This window comes from Globicatella sanguinis NBRC 15551, from assembly GCF_001552295.1.
GTDB classification, from domain to species: Bacteria; Bacillota; Bacilli; order Lactobacillales; family Aerococcaceae; genus Globicatella; species Globicatella sanguinis.
In genome coordinates, this window is the sequence record NZ_BCQX01000048.1 from 1 (window position 1) to 16,551 (window position 16,551).

At 36.1% G+C, this 16,551-nt stretch carries 15 protein-coding genes; 13 read left to right on the forward strand and 2 right to left on the reverse strand.

Features of this window, described 5'->3' with window-relative positions; genetic code table 11:
• The coding region (locus tag GSA01S_RS05485) for an ATP-binding cassette domain-containing protein (RefSeq protein WP_157064776.1) at window positions 1–763 on the reverse strand (763 nt) is incomplete at its 3' end.
• A gap of 132 nt (window positions 764–895) precedes the next feature.
• On the opposite strand from GSA01S_RS05485, the gene rapZ reads away from it, so the two are divergent.
• From rapZ to whiA, 3 genes are read left to right on the forward strand one after another with little or no spacing between them, the layout of a single operon-like run.
• Window positions 896–1,783, forward strand: a complete 888-nt coding sequence (rapZ, locus tag GSA01S_RS05490; RefSeq protein WP_066125628.1) for an RNase adapter RapZ — start codon at window positions 896–898, stop codon at window positions 1,781–1,783.
• A complete protein-coding gene (locus GSA01S_RS05495; RefSeq protein WP_066125630.1) occupies window positions 1,780–2,796 on the forward strand; it encodes a gluconeogenesis factor YvcK family protein in 1,017 nt (338 codons plus the stop codon). Before rapZ ends, GSA01S_RS05495 begins: the two co-directional genes overlap by 4 nt.
• A 17-nt stretch (window positions 2,797–2,813) precedes the next feature.
• Entirely contained in the window at window positions 2,814–3,740 is a 927-nt protein-coding gene (whiA, locus tag GSA01S_RS05500) for a DNA-binding protein WhiA (RefSeq protein WP_066125632.1), read from the forward strand.
• 283 nt (window positions 3,741–4,023) lie between these two features.
• Here whiA and GSA01S_RS05505 read toward each other — a convergent pair whose 3' ends face one another.
• Window positions 4,024–4,437 (reverse strand): single-stranded DNA-binding protein, encoded by a 414-nt coding sequence (locus GSA01S_RS05505; protein WP_066125634.1) that lies wholly within the window; start codon window positions 4,435–4,437, stop codon window positions 4,024–4,026.
• A gap of 133 nt (window positions 4,438–4,570) precedes the next feature.
• Here GSA01S_RS05505 and GSA01S_RS05510 point away from each other — a divergent pair, with 133 nt between their 5' ends.
• The 10 genes from GSA01S_RS05510 (at window position 4,571) to recA (ending at window position 16,057) form a co-directional block, all read left to right on the forward strand.
• Entirely contained in the window at window positions 4,571–5,284 is a 714-nt protein-coding gene (locus GSA01S_RS05510; RefSeq protein ID WP_066125638.1) for a response regulator transcription factor, read from the forward strand.
• A gap of 1 nt (window position 5,285) precedes the next feature.
• On the forward strand, window positions 5,286–6,707 hold the full coding sequence (locus GSA01S_RS05515; protein WP_066125640.1) for an ATP-binding protein: 1,422 nt from the start codon (window positions 5,286–5,288) through the stop codon (window positions 6,705–6,707).
• 87 nt (window positions 6,708–6,794) lie between these two features.
• Window positions 6,795–7,892 carry a hypothetical protein gene (locus GSA01S_RS05520; protein ID WP_066125642.1) on the forward strand — a complete coding sequence of 366 codons (1,098 nt, stop codon included), beginning with the start codon at window positions 6,795–6,797 and terminating at the stop codon, window positions 7,890–7,892.
• Window positions 7,893–7,985: 93 nt separating this feature from the next.
• Window positions 7,986–8,666 carry an NAD(P)H-dependent oxidoreductase gene (locus GSA01S_RS05525; protein ID WP_066125644.1) on the forward strand — a complete coding sequence of 227 codons (681 nt, stop codon included), beginning with the start codon at window positions 7,986–7,988 and terminating at the stop codon, window positions 8,664–8,666.
• Window positions 8,666–8,830, forward strand: a complete 165-nt coding sequence (locus GSA01S_RS10725) for a hypothetical protein (RefSeq protein WP_157064777.1) — start codon at window positions 8,666–8,668, stop codon at window positions 8,828–8,830. Before GSA01S_RS05525 ends, GSA01S_RS10725 begins: the two co-directional genes overlap by 1 nt.
• An 80-nt stretch (window positions 8,831–8,910) precedes the next feature.
• Window positions 8,911–10,179, forward strand: a complete 1,269-nt coding sequence (tyrS, locus tag GSA01S_RS05530) for a tyrosine--tRNA ligase (RefSeq protein ID WP_066125656.1) — start codon at window positions 8,911–8,913, stop codon at window positions 10,177–10,179.
• Between the two features lie 458 nt (window positions 10,180–10,637).
• Window positions 10,638–12,317: a PcsB-like coiled-coil domain-containing protein gene (locus GSA01S_RS05535; RefSeq protein ID WP_066125646.1), complete on the forward strand. Its 1,680-nt coding sequence runs from the start codon at window positions 10,638–10,640 to the stop codon at window positions 12,315–12,317.
• Window positions 12,318–12,670: 353 nt separating this feature from the next.
• Window positions 12,671–13,969 carry a ClC family H(+)/Cl(-) exchange transporter gene (locus GSA01S_RS05540; RefSeq protein ID WP_066125648.1) on the forward strand — a complete coding sequence of 433 codons (1,299 nt, stop codon included), beginning with the start codon at window positions 12,671–12,673 and terminating at the stop codon, window positions 13,967–13,969.
• A gap of 93 nt (window positions 13,970–14,062) precedes the next feature.
• Complete coding sequence (locus GSA01S_RS05545; RefSeq protein ID WP_066125650.1) at window positions 14,063–14,947, forward strand: UTP--glucose-1-phosphate uridylyltransferase; 885 nt, start codon at window positions 14,063–14,065, stop codon at window positions 14,945–14,947.
• Between the two features lie 60 nt (window positions 14,948–15,007).
• A complete protein-coding gene (recA, locus tag GSA01S_RS05550; RefSeq protein WP_066125654.1) occupies window positions 15,008–16,057 on the forward strand; it encodes a recombinase RecA in 1,050 nt (349 codons plus the stop codon).
• The last annotated feature ends 494 nt before the right edge of the window (window positions 16,058–16,551 follow it).

Consider the following 16,551-nt stretch of genomic DNA (forward strand, 5'->3'; position numbering starts at 1 on the left):
CTATCCAAGTATAATAAGAATAATTCCCTTTATAGAGATGAGCAGTATGATTACGCAATTCGATGACTTGATTGGTAATTTTATCTAAAAAATAGCGGTCGTGGAAGACGATTAGTAGAGCGCCTTTATATCCTACGAGGTACTGTTCGAGCCAAGCGAGCATTTCCATGTCTAGATGGTTAGTAGGCTCATCAAGAATTAATAAGTCATAATCCATTAATAAAATTTGTGCGAGTGCTAAGCGTGTTTTTTGCCCACCAGATAAAGCTTGAACAGGAGTTTGATAATCTTCTTCGAAGAATCGAAAGCCGTGTAATACTGTTCGAATTTCAGATTCAATGGCATAGGCGTTTTTATTGTTTAATGTTTCAAGTAACTGGTCATACTGATGTAAAGCTTCTTGGTATTCAGTACTATCATGATGATCAGCTAATTGAGCTAAGCGATCAGCCGCTTCTTGTGCTTCGTCTCTTAACTTTAAGGTTGCTTCAAATGTATGAAGCATTTCCTCCCAAATCGTTCGCTTTGAGTCAATCGCAACATGTTGTTCTAAATACCCAATTTTAAGCCCTTTAGCCTTTGAAATGGTGCCGCTAGAAATAGGTTCTTGGTTCATAATTTGCTTGATAAGCGTTGATTTTCCAGTTCCGTTACGACCAACGAGGGCGATACGGTCACGGGTTTGAATACTAAAATTAACATTTTCATATAAGGTTTCATCGGCAAAACGTCTTGCCAAATCATTTACTTGTAGTAATATCATGTGTGCATACTCCTTTAGTATGGTTCAATAGCTACATTATAGCAAAAGAACTTAACACCGTGAACAAAATAAGACAATAAATAGTGGAGTATGTTATAATAAATTTAAAAATAAAGGAAATGAGGCGATTCCATGTCAGATGCTCTTGAATTAGTCATTATTACTGGTATGAGTGGTGCTGGTAAAACAGTTGCAGTTCAAAGTTTCGAAGATTTGGGATATTATTGCGTGGATAATATGCCACCTAACTTGCTCCCGACATTCTGGGAATTAATCAAGGAATCAGGAAAAATTACGAAGATTGCATTAGTAATTGATTTAAGATCGCGTGATTTTTTTGATGAATTAACCAATGTTATTTCTAAAATGGATAACACACAAATGATTACCACCAAGATTCTATTTTTAGAAGCCGATGATCAAGCGTTAGTATCAAGATATAAAGAAACACGCAGAAATCATCCATTAGCAACCATGGGACGTGTGAGTGAGGGAATTAAACTTGAGCGTGAAATGCTGAAGGATTTAAGAAGTCGTGCACAAACGATTATTAATACGAGTGATATTACGCCGAGACAATTACGTGAACAATTGATTAGTATTTTTGCAACTGAAAAGCAATCAACATTTCATGTGCAAGTAGTGTCGTTTGGTTTTAAATATGGTGCGCCAATCGATGTAGATGTGATGATGGATGTGCGCTTCTTACCTAATCCGCATTATGTGGATGAGCTAAGAGATAAGACCGGATTGGATCAAGATGTCTACGATTATGTGATGAAACAACCCGAGACACAAGCTTTCTATGCAAAATTTATTGATTTAATTGAATTATGTCTACCAGGTTATAAAAAAGAAGGTAAGTCTAGTGTCGTGATTGGAATTGGCTGTACTGGAGGACAACACCGTTCGATTGCTTTAGCCGAACGAGTGGGACGTCATTTAATGAATAGCGGTTATGAAACTAAAATCTCTCATCGCGATCGCTTTAAGAAAAAAGAAAGTGTAGTTAGATCATGAGTGAAGAAAATAAACTAAAATATAAAGTAGCCGTTATTGGAGGCGGAACCGGACTACCGGTCATTTTAAAAGGACTCAAGCATTTAAATGCTTATGTGAGTGCCATCGTAACGGTTGCTGATGATGGGGGAAGTAGTGGCGTTATTCGAGACTATATTAACGTCGTTCCTCCGGGCGACATACGAAATTGTATGGTTGCGTTATCTGAAAGTGACCCATTATTACTGGATGTATTTCAGTATCGCTTTGATAGTGAAGATGCCTTTTTAGCAGGACATGCCATTGGGAATTTAATCATCGCTGCCTTAAAAGAAATGAATGGTTCGTTGGATAAATCTTTGGAAATATTGTCTAAGTATATGAAGGTAAAAGGAAAAATATTGCCAGCAGCACAAGAACCATTAGTATTGAATGCGTTATTTGAAGATGGTACGATTGCGGTTGGTGAGTCTCAGATAGCCAAACATCGCAAAAAGATTAAGGAAGTTTCAGTAACGACCCGTCTTGGTGATGAAGCGAAAATTGCCAGTCCGAAAGTAGTTGAAGCGATAATGGAAGCCGATATGATTGTTTTAGGACCGGGGAGTTTATATACTAGCATACTGCCTAATTTAATGATTGACGAGATTGGAGAAGCGATTCGCAATACCTCAGCAGAAGTGATCTATATTTGTAATATCATGACCCAATTAGGAGAAACAGAATCCTTTACCGATGCCAACCATGTTGAAGTTTTAAACCAGCATTTAGGCGGTCATTATATCGATACGGTTTTAGTGAATATTGCCGAAGTACCAGAAGACTATATTTTAAACCAACCGAATGAAGAATATTTATTACAAGTTAAACATGATTTTATGGGCTTAAGAAGTCAGGGTGTCCGCGTCATTTCAAATAGTTTTTTAAGTATGAAAAATGGTGGGGCATATCACGATACTGAACTAGTGGTTGAGGAATTAGCTCATTTATTAGATACACATAAATTATATGTAAGAAGTAAATTATCAAAATAGAAGGGTGTGATGGACCGTTGACTTTTGCTTCGGAGGTAAAAAAAGAATGTACCTTAATTGAAGTACATCGGGAACATGCGAAAGCAGAGTTAACAGCGCTTATCCGTATGAACGGAGCCGTGAGTATCTATCAACAGTCTCTCATTTTAAATGTTCAAAGTGAAAATGCAGCGATTGCTAGACGAATGTATACTTTATTTAAACAACATTTTGCTGTTGACAGTGAATTAATTGTTCGTCGAAAGATGAAATTAAAGAAAAATAATGTTTATATCGTACGTTGCCGACAAAATGTTAAAGAAGTGCTGGAAATTTTAGGTATCTTTGATGGTGCTTTTATTAAAGCGGATGTAGCACCTGAAATTATGGAGAATGATCAGAAAAAACGTTCTTATTTAAGAGGAGCCTTTATGGCGGGAGGATCGGTTAATAATCCTGAGGCTAATAGTTATCATTTAGAAATTTATTCGAATTATGAATCTCATAATGAAGATATTTGTAAAATGATGAATGATTTTAATTTAAACGCCAAGACCATTACCCGACGCAATGGCTATATTACGTATATTAAAGAAGCGGAGAAAATATCAGACTTTCTAGCGATTATTGGGGCCAATCGAGCAATGTTAAAATTTGAAGATATTCGGATTGTTCGTGATATGCGAAATTCTGTTAATCGTTTAGTAAACTGTGAAAATGCCAACCTAAATAAAGTGGTTGAAGCTTCCAATCGACAAAGAGAAGCCATTGAATTAATTATTGAAAAACGAGGATTAGATTCTTTACCAGAAAAATTAAGAGAGGTGGCGCAATTTCGATTAGACAATCCCGATTTAGGGATGAAGGAAATTGGTGAATTAATTCCAGGTGGACCGATTTCTAAATCTGGAGTGAACCATCGATTAAGAAAACTCGTTCAAATTGCTGAGGAGCTGTCTAATTAACAACCTCTTTTATTTGTTTGAAACAATGTTCTTTTTACCGGTTAAAGGATGAATATTATTAAGTAATAAAAAGTAAAATAAACATCGTGTTTGTAGTGAACCCGCAAGTTAGACCGAAAATCTAACCTTTTGGAGCTCATAGAGAACACGATGTTTTTTGTATTGAGGGGGAGACAATCGTCATTAATAAAAATATCGATGGTTTATTATCATTATTTTGAGTAATGAGTAACAATGATTTTCATCACGAATGATGGACCACTTTTCTTTTATTATGAAAGTGTTATGGCGTACTTAATTCTTGATTCGTTTCCATCGTTTCATGTTTTAAAGCTTCAGTTATTTCATCAGAAAATTGTAACCCCTCTTCGCGAGTACCATTAGGCCGGTCTAAAAGGGTGATTTCAGAGACAACGCATTCCACAGTATAGACGGTCTCTCCGTCACTATTTTGGTAATTTCGACTTTGCATGCGACCGCTAATCGCGATACGTTGGCCTTTTATTGAATACTTATCCAAGATATCAGCTAAATGATCCCAAGCAACAAAAGGGATAAAGTCTGCCATTAAAGCACCTTCTTTATTGCGTTGACGTCGATTAATCGCCAAAGTATTGTTAATGACGCGATGGTCGTCATTGACGGTCTTTAAGTCATGGTCACGAACGATTCTCCCAACTAAAACAACATGATTCATTTATATCTCTCCTGTCTTTCTTTTACTTATAAATACACATTTTTGTATAAAAACACTTTTTTGATAGTAATATTATTCTAATTATTTCAAAAATTGATGTATAATGAAATTGACACGATAAGGAGGAATTATTATGCGTATAATTATGATTGAAGATAATGAATCAGTTACAGAAATGATGTCGATGTTTTTTGAAAAAGAACAATTTACAGCGACTTTTTATCATGATGGCCTTGAAGGCTATAAAGCATATGAAGCCAATCCAAATAATTGGGATTTAGCTATTTTAGATATTAATTTACCTTCGATGGATGGCATTCAAATTTGTCGGAAAATGCGAAACATTTCCAAAACATTACCTATTATCATGCTAACTGCTCATGACTCTGAAAGTGACCAGGTCATTGGTTTGGAAATGGGAGCAGATGATTATGTCACGAAACCATTTAGTCCGCTAACTTTAATGGCGAGAATGAAAGCTTTACATCGTCGCGCACACCTAGAGCCAGAAAAGACTGTTGAAACAGTTGATGAAGGTTCATTTGATGTCGTAACAGACTCAATGAAAATTAGTACTACTAATCGAGAAGCGTATTATAATGACCAATTAATCGAGAATTTAACACCAAAAGAATTCGAACTGTTAATTATGTTTGCGAGCCATCCTAAGCGAGTTTTCAGTCGGGAACAATTACTAAAAAGCTTATGGGAGGATCCGTTTTATGGTGATGAACGAACAGTTGACGCACACATTAAAAAATTAAGACAAAAAATAGAAGTAGTCGGACCTCAAGTAATTCAAACGGTTTGGGGTGTTGGTTACAAATATGAAGAAGTAGGCGAATAAAATGAAGTTGTTATGGCAACAAATTATTGGGGTCATGGCGGTTTTGATGGTTGCGCTAGGGTTGAGTGCTTATTTAACAAGTCGGTATATGTCTAACCGTATTTTTCAAGATAAGCAAGATGAACTGATTCAGTATGGGACCAATATTGTGGCCAACCATTTTACAAGAAATGATTTAGAAAGAGCCTCTGAACTTTTACAAGATAAAGAAATTGTCATTCAAGTTTACTTAAGTGACGGAACTATTATTTATCCTTCCTACGACCAGCGAAATAAATTGCAGCTTACCGAACAACAGTTAAGTCGCATAACGAAAGATCAAACCATTGGCATCCAAAGAAGTACCCGTTATGATAACAATGGCGTACTCGTTAATATGGCGACAGTTTATGTGTCGAATCAAGGGGGATATAGTGAATTCCCTGAAGGAATTATCAGTATTGGGGCTCCTTTATCGGAATTGGATCAACAAGTAGAAGCGGTTCAGCAAAATATTATGCTAGGATTTTTGATTTCAGCTGGACTAGGAATTGTGATGTCCATTTTGTATGCCATGTATCAATCAAATAAAATTCAAAAACTGCAGATGGCGACTCGGCAAATATCTTCGGGAAATTATGAAATTGAATTGGAAACACAAGGAAGCGATGAGTTAAGTGATTTAGCTCGCGATTTTCAAGTGATGGCTAATTCATTACAAGCTTCAGAAGAAGAAATTCAAAGACAAGAAACACTACGCCGTCAAATGATGATGGATGCTGCACACGAAATGAGAACCCCTTTAACGACAATGAGTGGAGTGTTAGAAGGGCTTCAATATGATATGATTCCTGAGGAGCAAAAAGAACGTAGTTTGAATTTGGTGATGAAAGAAACCCAACGTTTAATCCGTTTGGTAAATGAAAACCTCGACTATGAGAAGATTCGAAGCCAGCAAATCGTCTTGAAGCCACAATGGCTTGATGTTAAGCAACTCTTTGAACAAATTAAGTCACAAATGGAGAGCAAAGCCTCCTTGAAGAATAATCATATTGTCATTTCTGTTCACAAAAATTTAAAAATCTGGGCCGATAACGATCGTATTCTACAAATTATCCTCAATATCGTTAATAATGCCATCCAGTTTTCGGAAGATAGCGACATAAATTTACGTGCAATTAAAGTTCATGCGGGTGTTAGAATTGAGATTGAAGACCATGGTATTGGCATTGAACCAGAAAAAATAAAAAGTATTTGGGAGAGATTTTATAAAGCAGATATCTCACGGAAAAATACCGAGTTTGGTGAGTCGGGGATTGGTTTAGCTGTCGTGAAATCATTGGTAGAAGCGCATTCTGGAACAGTTGAAGTCGAAAGTGAACTGGGACAAGGAACGAAATTTATCATTACCATTCCTGACCAAACTTCAACAAGCACACGATAGAATTTAGTTCAGACCTTTACAATTATATTAATGAATTGTATAATAACGCTAGTATTTTGTGAAAATATTAAGTAGTAGGTGAAATGAGTGAAAAATATTTTTAAAGGACTGGTTATTCTTGTCCTGTTAGCGTTGATTGGTGTGTTGCTTTACGCGACCCGTATGAATAAAACAGCAAAACCAACTCAACCAGTGACCGTAAATACAGTTCAACAATTGGATCAAGTTGTTCAACAGATAGATGGCTATTATGTCAATCCTAATGAGAAATCATTCTTAAGGGAAGAACCTATCGCTGATGATGAGTTAACTCAATTAAAAGAAGCAATTGATACGGTCAATGCTTCAACAGCAGACAAAAATAAAGTCTTAGTAGAAATTGAAATTGTAGAATGGAAAAAAGCGGCCTTAGATGCGGTTAATCATTTGTACAGTGGATCAGCAACTCCTGTTATCAAAGGTGATCAAGTAGCGACTAAAAAAGTTTTAGCCGATAATCTTAAATTAGCAGATGTTGAAAAAGTGGCAACCGATTATATTGATACCATGCCTAAGCGTTTATTGTTAGATGACGAAGAGGTTCCTGAAGATAAATTCAATACAGCCATTACGGAATTAATTAACGAGGCCAAAGATCAATTTGAAAATTTTGACAAAGCGCTTGAGGCCTTAAATAAAGTAGAAGCAATTGATATTGAAGATGGTCAAATTGGGAATATTGCGAAAGGTTTACGTGATTTTGAAAAATTACGTGACAAAGTGACAGATGACAACTTATTAAAACAATTGAATGAAAAAGTAGATCAATATTTATCTGTCTTCTTAAAAGCATTCACTGAGATTGCAAGTGAAATTCCAGGTTATTATGATATTGCTTTAGTTGCAGCAGAACCGTCTCAATTACTAACCAAGTTGATGAAAGAAAATCGTGAGACGCTAGAAGCGACAGAAACTGAAACAGAAACAACAGAAGAATCGGTAACGGAAGAAATTGTGACGGAAGAAAGTCAATATGTGCCGGAACCGTCATACACGGAACCACCGGTAACAGTACCGCCCGTAACGGCACCGCCAACAACGGCACCGCCGGTAACAGAGCCACCAACAACAGAACCACCAGTAACGGCACCGCCGACAACAGCAGAACCGACTGAACCACCTGTTTCATCAGATCAAACTGAATAATTTTATTTATGAGGCTGGGACCAAACGTCCGAGCCTCATTCCACTATATGAATAAAAAATGTATGAAGGCAAATAGATTAGAAGAGGTGTATGATGAAGACTGTTTGTTATATTGCTCATCCGGATGTTAATCAATCAAGTAGCCAACAATATTTACTAGAGTCAGGGTTAAATTATTCTCAAGCTCAATATGTGAACTTATATGAGATGATGAATAATTTAGTAATTGAACAAGAAAAAGATCGCTTGTTAGCCACTGATCAAATTATTTTTCAATTTCCAATGTATTGGTATCAAGCCCCAGGAATCTTATTTGAATGGATTAATCAAGTATGGTCTACATTAAAACCAAGTCAACTCAAAGGTAAAACGTTAGGAATTGTGGTAGTGGTAGGCGGTAAGAAAGAGCATTATCAATCTGGTGGAAGAGAGGGGAGAACTGTTTCTGAATTACTCTCAAACTTTGAAGTACTGGCTCGTCATTTTAAGATGAACTATAAACCTATCTTCGCAATCCATCAATTCCAATATATGAATGAACAACAAAAAGCTCATTTGATGTGGCGTTATTTGTTTTACTTAGAGACAAACGAAGAGGAACGTTTAACTAATTATCAGAGGTTTATCATTGATCGAGCAAAAACATTAATTGGCGAAGAAATAGCTGCTAATCATAATTTGGCTCCTTTGTGGCAAGCGTTTATCTCACAATTAGAAATGCAAGAGTTCGAAATTGAAGAGTTGATGGGGATCAATTTGGAGGAGGAACTGTAATGTGGGATGAGAATTTATTAGAACCACTAGCTAATGAGCTTAAGGATTATCCTTTGCGTCAATTACTAACCGTTTTAAAAGAACTAGATCAAAAACAACAAGATCGTATAGAGCAATTAAAAGGAGAATTGGATGGCAAAGCTTGGAGTCCATCTGAATGGTAAGATAAAAGTTAGATTAAAAGTTGATAATACAACCTATACAAATTATAATAATAACAGATGAATGAGAAGGAGCGAGGATGTTGTCAATTATTGAAGAATTAGAATGGCGTGGAGCCATTAATCAACAGACCGATGCAGAAGGATTAAAGAAATTAATAGAAACTAAATCAATAGGCCTCTATTGCGGTATGGACCCAACAGGAGATTCGATGCACATTGGACATCTAATTCCATTTATGGTGCTAAAGAGATTTCAATTAGCAGGACATAAACCTGTAGTGTTAATTGGGGGTGCAACCGGATCAATTGGTGATCCAAGTGGACGTACCTCAGAGCGTTCATTACAAACGATGGATACCGTTAATGAGAACGCACGTAAGTTAGCAGCGCAATTTGATAAGTTATTCTTAAAAGGTGACGTTGCTAGCAGTGGCTTTAGAGTTGTTAACAACTATGATTGGTTAAGTCAAATTTCACTCTTAGACTTTTTACGTGACTATGGGAAGCATTTTAACATTAATACGATGTTAGCTAAAGATATTGTTTCCAGTCGATTAGAGGTAGGGATTTCATTTACTGAATTCTCGTATCAAATTTTACAATCGATTGATTTTGCTTATTTACATAAAAACCATGATGTGCAATTACAAATTGGTGGGGCTGATCAATGGGGGAATATTACCTCTGGTTTAGATTATATTCGACGCACTCAAGGTCATGAAGCAGAAGTTTATGGGTTGACCATCCCGTTGATGCTGAAATCCGATGGAACAAAATTCGGTAAAACAGCTGGTGGTGCAGTATGGTTAGATCCGGAAAAAACAACACCGTATGAATTCTACCAATTTTGGTTAAATCAAGCAGATGAAGATGTGGTAAAATTCTTAAAATATTTCACTTTCTTATCGAAAGAAGAGATCAATAAGCTAGAAGAGTCAGTTAAAACTGAACCTCATTTGCGATTAGCACAAAAAACACTAGCAGAAGAAATAACGAAGTTTGTCCACGGTGAACAAGAATTAGCAGAAGCAATCCAAATCACTGAAGCTCTTTTCTCAGGGGATGTTCAAAATCTTTCTGAAAAGCAAATTGAAGAAGGATTTAAAAACATGCCACAATTTGAAGCTAAGCAAGCGACTCAGAATTTGGCGGTATGGTTAGTTGACACTGGTATTGTCAATTCGCGTCGTCAATCGAGAGAATTTATTACCAATGGTGCGATAAGCTTAAATGGCAATAAAATTACCGATGTCGATTATGAAGTTTCTACCGATGATGCGATTGGTGGCAAATATATTATTGTTCGACGTGGTAAGAAAAATTATTATTTAGTTACTTTAACTGACTAAAATTAAGTAGAATTTTTTTATTCGACTAACAGACGTTAAGCAACACATTAATTAACTGTTTGGTCTCATCTATTTAATTTATTGCGCATTGGTTGAGCGGCCTCAAACTGCGTCTTAATGAGTCTAAGCTCATACATGTTCAATTCAGTCAAGTTGTTACTCGTTAATAAAAAGCACAGTGGTTGAGTAGCCTCAACTGTCTTACGGGGATGGGCAGAAGAAACGAAAACTATCCGGTTTTCTACTTCTGGTACACTCCCTGTTTTTTATAGTTTGTAACATTGAGGTGAAAAGCATTGAGTAAGTTTACAACTATGTTACAAAGTAAATACGATTTGGATAAATTCAACAATATCCGATTTGCATGTGTTAAGATAGTCTCAGCTAATTAAAGAGGGGGGAGACCCCTCATATACTGAATGATATATAAAAATATTTTAACTAGGAGAGATGGACCAATGAAGCTGAGCTTTACTAAAAAAGCATTTAAAACCTTATTTACGTCAACGATCATATTAGGCTCTGTTGCTTCACCGATCGCAACATTTGCACAAGATTATGATACACTTATTAATGATACTCAAGCTGCAATTGATAATTTATCAGCTCAACAAGCAACCTTATATTCTGAATTAGCTTTAGGATACGAAGCTTTAACAGCATTAAAAGAAGAAGCTGAAACTTTATTAGCTGAAATCGCCAAAGACGATGAAGCAATTAAAGAATTAAACGGACAAATCGAAGAATTAGAAGAATTAATCGCAAAACGTGAAGAACTATTAGATAATCAAGCAAGAGCAGTTCAAGCGAATGGTGGTAGCACTAATTACTTAAGCTTAATTGCTTCTTCAGAATCTATTAGCGAATTTGTTGGACGATTAGATGTTGTTCGTAAAATGGTTTCTTCAAATAAAGATTTATTAGCAACTCAAAAAGAAGATAAAGAACAAGTTGTTAAAAAACAAGATGAAGTAAAAGCAGCAAAAGAAGAAAAAATTAATAAACAAATCGAATTAGAAGGTTTGAAAGCTTCATTAGAAGAGCAACAAAATGCCAACGAAGAAGTTTACAACACTCTTACTGGAGACATTACTTTAGCAGCGGGACATCGAGATGCTTTAGTTGCAGAAAAAGCAGCTTTCGAAGAACAACAAGCGATTGCTATTGCGCAAGCAGAAGCAGCAGCTCGTATGGCGGCCGAAGAAGCAGCAGCTCAAGAAGCGGCATTAGTTGCGGCAGCAGCTCAGGTCGAAGAAACAACTGTAGCCAACGAAGTAGAGTTACCTGAAGTAGCAGCACCAGTTGTCGAAGAAACAGTAGCGGAAGTAACAGAAGCACCAGTTATCGAAGAAACAGTAGCAGAAGTAACAGAAGCACCAGTTGTTGAAGAAACAGTAGCAGAAGTAACAGAAGCACCAGTTGTCGAAGAAACAGTAGCAGAAGTAACAGAAGCACCCGTTGTTGAAGAAACAGTAGCGGAAGTGACTGAAGCACCAGTTGTCGAAGAGACAGTAGCAGAAGTGACTGAAGCGCCAGCTGTCGAAGAGACAGTAACAGAGGCACCAGTTGTTGATGACTTTGGAAATGAAGATAATTATGAAGCCGAAGAAGCAGCGCGAATTGCAGCTGAAGAAGAAGCAGCGCGAATTGCAGCTGAAGAAGAAGCAGCACGAATTGCAGCTGAAGAAGAAGCGGCGCGTATTGCAGCTGAGGAAGAAGCAGCACGAATTGCAGCTGAAGAAGAGGCGGCAGCATCAGCACCAGCGGCAACCGGAAATGTTTCTGCATTACTAAGTAATGCTTCACAATATTTAGGAACTCCATATGTATGGGGTGGAAAATCACCTAGCGGATTTGACTGCTCAGGTTTCGTACAATATGTATTTATGCAAACTTATGGTATTGATGTAGGTGGTTATACTGGAGCACAAGAATATGCTGGTACTCAAATTAGTGTAGCTGAAGCTCAACCAGGAGATTTATATTTCTGGGGATCACCAGGAGGAACATACCATGTTGCAATCGCAACAGGTGGTGGTGGTTACATCCACGCTTCTCAACCTGGAACACCATTAGAGTATAACTCAGTTAGTTCATACTTCATGCCAAGCTTTGCAGTACGTGTCAATGTACAATAAAATAATAAATAAACTTACCAAGTGGCCCTAAGCTACTTGGTATTTTTGTCATGTTTCAAAAGAATGATATAGGACCTTTATTGATTGAGATTTCCGAGAGGATTTTTTAAAAACATTGGCGTAAAAAGGTGAGTAATTCGATTTTGTGCATTGATAAAAAAATCAGAATTTTTAAACTCCTAAACAATACTGCGATGAGATAATAAGTTTTAATTTTCCCATCTTTATAAACCAATAATAAAAAGTTGAAGCGTTTTTTAGTTGCATCGGCAATTGTTAAAAATTTTTTTGATGAACTTTTTTTGTTCTATCGGCTTTGATATACTATACATTGGAACATAGAGGTGAATAAATTGGAAAGTTATTGTCTAAGCAAGCAAATAAAAATGTTAGTGCTAGGGATTGTTGTTGGAGCTATTTCAGGTGTGATAGTAAGTGCGTTTCGATTTGGAATAGGGATTATCTATTCTCAGGTTGGAGATCTCTACCATCAAATGAAAGGTAATGCCTTGATAATGGTGTTGTGGTTAATGGCTTCATTGATATTAGGATGGTTATTATCAATTGTCACTAAAACGGATAAAGACATTAAAGGAAGTGGCATTCCACAAGTAGAATTACAAATGCATGGAAAGTTATCAATGAACTGGTGGAGTGTACTTTGGAAAAAATTTACTGTTGGTACATTGGCAATTGGTTCAGGATTGATGTTAGGGCGAGAAGGTCCGTCAATTCAGCTAGGGTCGGTAGTAGGACTAGGATTAAGTCAAACTCTTAAACTTGATGATCGGACTAAAAAAGCTCTCATCGCTTGCGGAGCAAGTGCAGGGGTAGCCGCTGCTTTCAATGCTCCATTAGCAGGATTAATGTTTTCAATTGAAGAGCTCTATAAGAAGATGAACCATCAAATTATTTTAATGATTTTAACCTCTTCATTAACGGCCCATCAAGTTTCGGCAAAGGTTTTTGGACATCAAGCTACTTTAATGTTATTGAATGAGCACACTTTTCCACCAAATGAATATTATTGGCTGGTAGTTTTGGGTGTTTTTCTTGCTTTTGGTGGCTATTTATATTCAAAAGTAACCTTATCTTTACCAACGATTTTTAAGATTTTTTTTCCGTTCATAAATAAACATTACTATGGTTTAGTGCCATTAGTTTTGATAATTCCCTTAGGGATTTTCTTTCCTTTTTTATTAGGTGGTGGAGGACCTTTAATCCTTTTTTTATTAAATAATCATTTTTCATTAAGCATGTTAATTTTGTTTTTGCTATTACGCTTTACTTTCTCAATGTTATCTTTTGGTTCGGGTTTACCAGGAGGTATTTTCTTGCCGATATTAACCCTAGGGGCGCTTCACGGACTTATTTTTACAACAATTGCAACACAATACTTTGATTTTCCGGAAGGGTTTATATCTTATCTGGTCATGTTCTCGATGGCGGGGTATTTCGCCTCTATTAGTAAAGCACCATTTACGGCCATATTATTAGTGACCGAAATGGTAGGAGGAATGACACAGTTAGTTCCAATTGCAATTTGTGTCTTAGTCTCTTATTTTGTGGCTACGTTATTAGGTGTACACCCTATTTATGAAGTACTAGCTAAAAGACTGTATCGGGATCAAAAAAAGATTCATCAAAGTTAAGATAATGGTCTGTATGTTATTTGTATGAAAGCTTGAGATAGGAATATGAATAGTTTCTATGGTATAATATTTAAGAATGTGAGGAGGCATTACATGACAAAAGTACGTAAAGCAGTTATTCCAGCTGCCGGTTATGGAACGGGTTTTTTTCCAGCAACGAAAGCAAGTTCTAAAGAATTGTTACCCATTGTTGATAAACCAATTATCCAATTTATAGTAGAAGAGGCTTTTGATTCAGGAATTGAAGAAGTATTGATTATTACCGGTAAACAAAAACGCTCAATTGAAGATCATTTTGATTCGAATTATGAATTAGAACAAAATTTAGCTGAAAATGGTAAAGACGCGTTATTAAATATTGTAAAATCGACTACCAGAGAAGGTTTATATTTTGTTCGCCAATCTTATCCGCTTGGTTTAGGCGATGCCATCTTACATGCGAAAGCATTCGTTGCTAATGAACCTTTTGCGGTATTACTAGGTGATAACATTACCGAAGGGAATATCCCGGTGACCAAGCAACTAATTGATTTATATGAAGAACATCAATCGGCCTGTCTAGCTGTTGTCGAAATGGAAAATACACCAGAGAAAAAATATGGTTTTGTACAAAAGGAATCTAGTGAAGTGTCTGATGAAAAGGTTTTTTCTGTCAAATCATTTGTCGAAAAACCAAGTAAAGCAGATCAACCTTCGAATTTAGTTATAGCGGGACGATATATATTAACTCCGGATATATTTGAAGTGTTAGAGTCATTAAAACCAGGTGTTGATGAAGAAATTCAATTAACTGATGCTATTAATCAACTATCTCAAGCAAATAAAGTTCTTGCTAAAGTTATTGAGGGTGAACGATTTGATGTTGGTGACAAATTAGGCTATTTGGAATACAGCTTACAATATGGCTTGAGACATCCTGAAACGAGTCAGGATTTAAAAAAATATTTAATTGAGCTAGTAAAACAACTAAAACAATAGAGTTAAATACGTTTATTTGCGTATTTATAATTAGACAATTATCTAAATGGAGGGGAAGAGTTGGATAAAGAACGTCAAATAGCTTTAGATAAAGCTTTAAAACAAATAGAAAAAGACTTTGGAAAAGGATCGATTATGAGAATGGGTGAGAAAACTGAAACGCAAATTTCAACCATTCCATCAGGATCATTAGGTCTTGATATTGCATTAGGAGTCGGTGGTTATCCAAGAGGTCGTATCATTGAGTGTTACGGACCAGAATCATCAGGTAAAACAACTGTAGCATTACATGCTATTGCTGAGGTGCAAAAACAAGGTGGAACAGCTGCCTTTATTGATGCTGAGCATGCACTAGATCCTGCGTACGCAACTAATTTAGGTGTCAATATCGATGAGTTATTGTTATCACAACCTGATACTGGAGAACAAGGTTTAGCCATCGCCGATGCATTAGTAGCAACGGGGGCCATTGACATCATTGTAGTTGACTCTGTTGCAGCCTTAGTACCAAGAGCCGAGATCGAAGGAGAAATGGGAGACTCCCATGTAGGGTTACAAGCCAGATTAATGTCACAAGCATTACGTAAACTTTCAGGTACTATCAATAAAACAAAAACCATCTGCTTCTTCATCAATCAATTAAGAGAAAAAGTAGGGGTAGTATATGGTAATCCAGAAGTTACGCCAGGCGGACGTGCTTTAAAATTTTACTCAACAATTCGTATGGAAGTACGACGTGGTGAAATTATCAAAGATGGCACACAAATGATCGGAAATAGAACCAAAATTAAGATTGTAAAAAATAAAGTTGCACCACCATTTAAAGAAGTCTTCGTAGACATCATGTATGGAAAAGGAATTTCACAAATCGGCGAATTGGTAGACTTAGCCGCCGATGCCGATATTATTAAAAAAGCAGGATCATGGTATTCATATGGTGACATTAGATTAGGTCAAGGACGTGAGAATGCTAAAGTTTACTTGGAAGAAAATCCAGAATTATTACAGGAGATTTTCGATAAAGTAAGAAGTTTCTATAATATTTCTAATAACAAAGATAAAGCAAGTGATTCAGAGGAATCTGTAGAAGCTTTATTCGATATTAAATAAGAATGACAACTGAAAAACATAATTTGAGATGAATAAAATATAATAGAGTCCCCTAAAAATGTTAGATATAATTTTTAGGGGGCTTTATTAAAATGTGTAAATCTTAACGAAACGGAAAGAGGTTGTTTAAAAGTAAATAATATTATCATTGGCGAAAACTTTAAATAGAAAAAGAAGTAATTCTTAAATTGTTAAAAAAGAAAGCTTTACTGGTGCCTAAGCTATAAATGCAGGAAAGTAAAGATATCAAAGCAATCAAACAAATACAAATTCACCTTGATTTAGAGAGATATATCAAAATGGGAAAATAATCGCTCACAAATAGTAATCAAAAATGTAAGTTAAGTCTATTATAAAACTTGCGATCAATATTAAGTGTCGATATAGATGATTAATAAGTAAAGATACCTAATCTCCTAATGATAGATTTCATACAAGTTGCCAGTATTAAAGAGCGATAACATCATTTTAAACGATTTTATAAGTAATAGATG

Excerpts from the sequence above, each read along its gene's own strand:
- GSA01S_RS05515 (WP_066125640.1), top strand. The coding sequence starts at position 5,286 with ATGAAGTTGTTATGGCAACAAATTATTGGGGTCATGGCGGTTTTGATG.
- GSA01S_RS10725 (WP_157064777.1), top strand. The coding sequence starts at position 8,666 with ATGTGGGATGAGAATTTATTAGAACCACTAGCTAATGAGCTTAAGGAT.
- GSA01S_RS05510 (WP_066125638.1), top strand. The coding sequence starts at position 4,571 with ATGCGTATAATTATGATTGAAGATAATGAATCAGTTACAGAAATGATG.
- rapZ (WP_066125628.1), top strand. The coding sequence starts at position 896 with ATGTCAGATGCTCTTGAATTAGTCATTATTACTGGTATGAGTGGTGCT.
- GSA01S_RS05535 (WP_066125646.1), top strand. The coding sequence starts at position 10,638 with ATGAAGCTGAGCTTTACTAAAAAAGCATTTAAAACCTTATTTACGTCA.
- GSA01S_RS05495 (WP_066125630.1), top strand. The coding sequence starts at position 1,780 with ATGAGTGAAGAAAATAAACTAAAATATAAAGTAGCCGTTATTGGAGGC.
- GSA01S_RS05505 (WP_066125634.1), bottom strand. The coding sequence starts at position 4,437 with ATGAATCATGTTGTTTTAGTTGGGAGAATCGTTCGTGACCATGACTTA.
- GSA01S_RS05545 (WP_066125650.1), top strand. The coding sequence starts at position 14,063 with ATGACAAAAGTACGTAAAGCAGTTATTCCAGCTGCCGGTTATGGAACG.
- GSA01S_RS05525 (WP_066125644.1), top strand. The coding sequence starts at position 7,986 with ATGAAGACTGTTTGTTATATTGCTCATCCGGATGTTAATCAATCAAGT.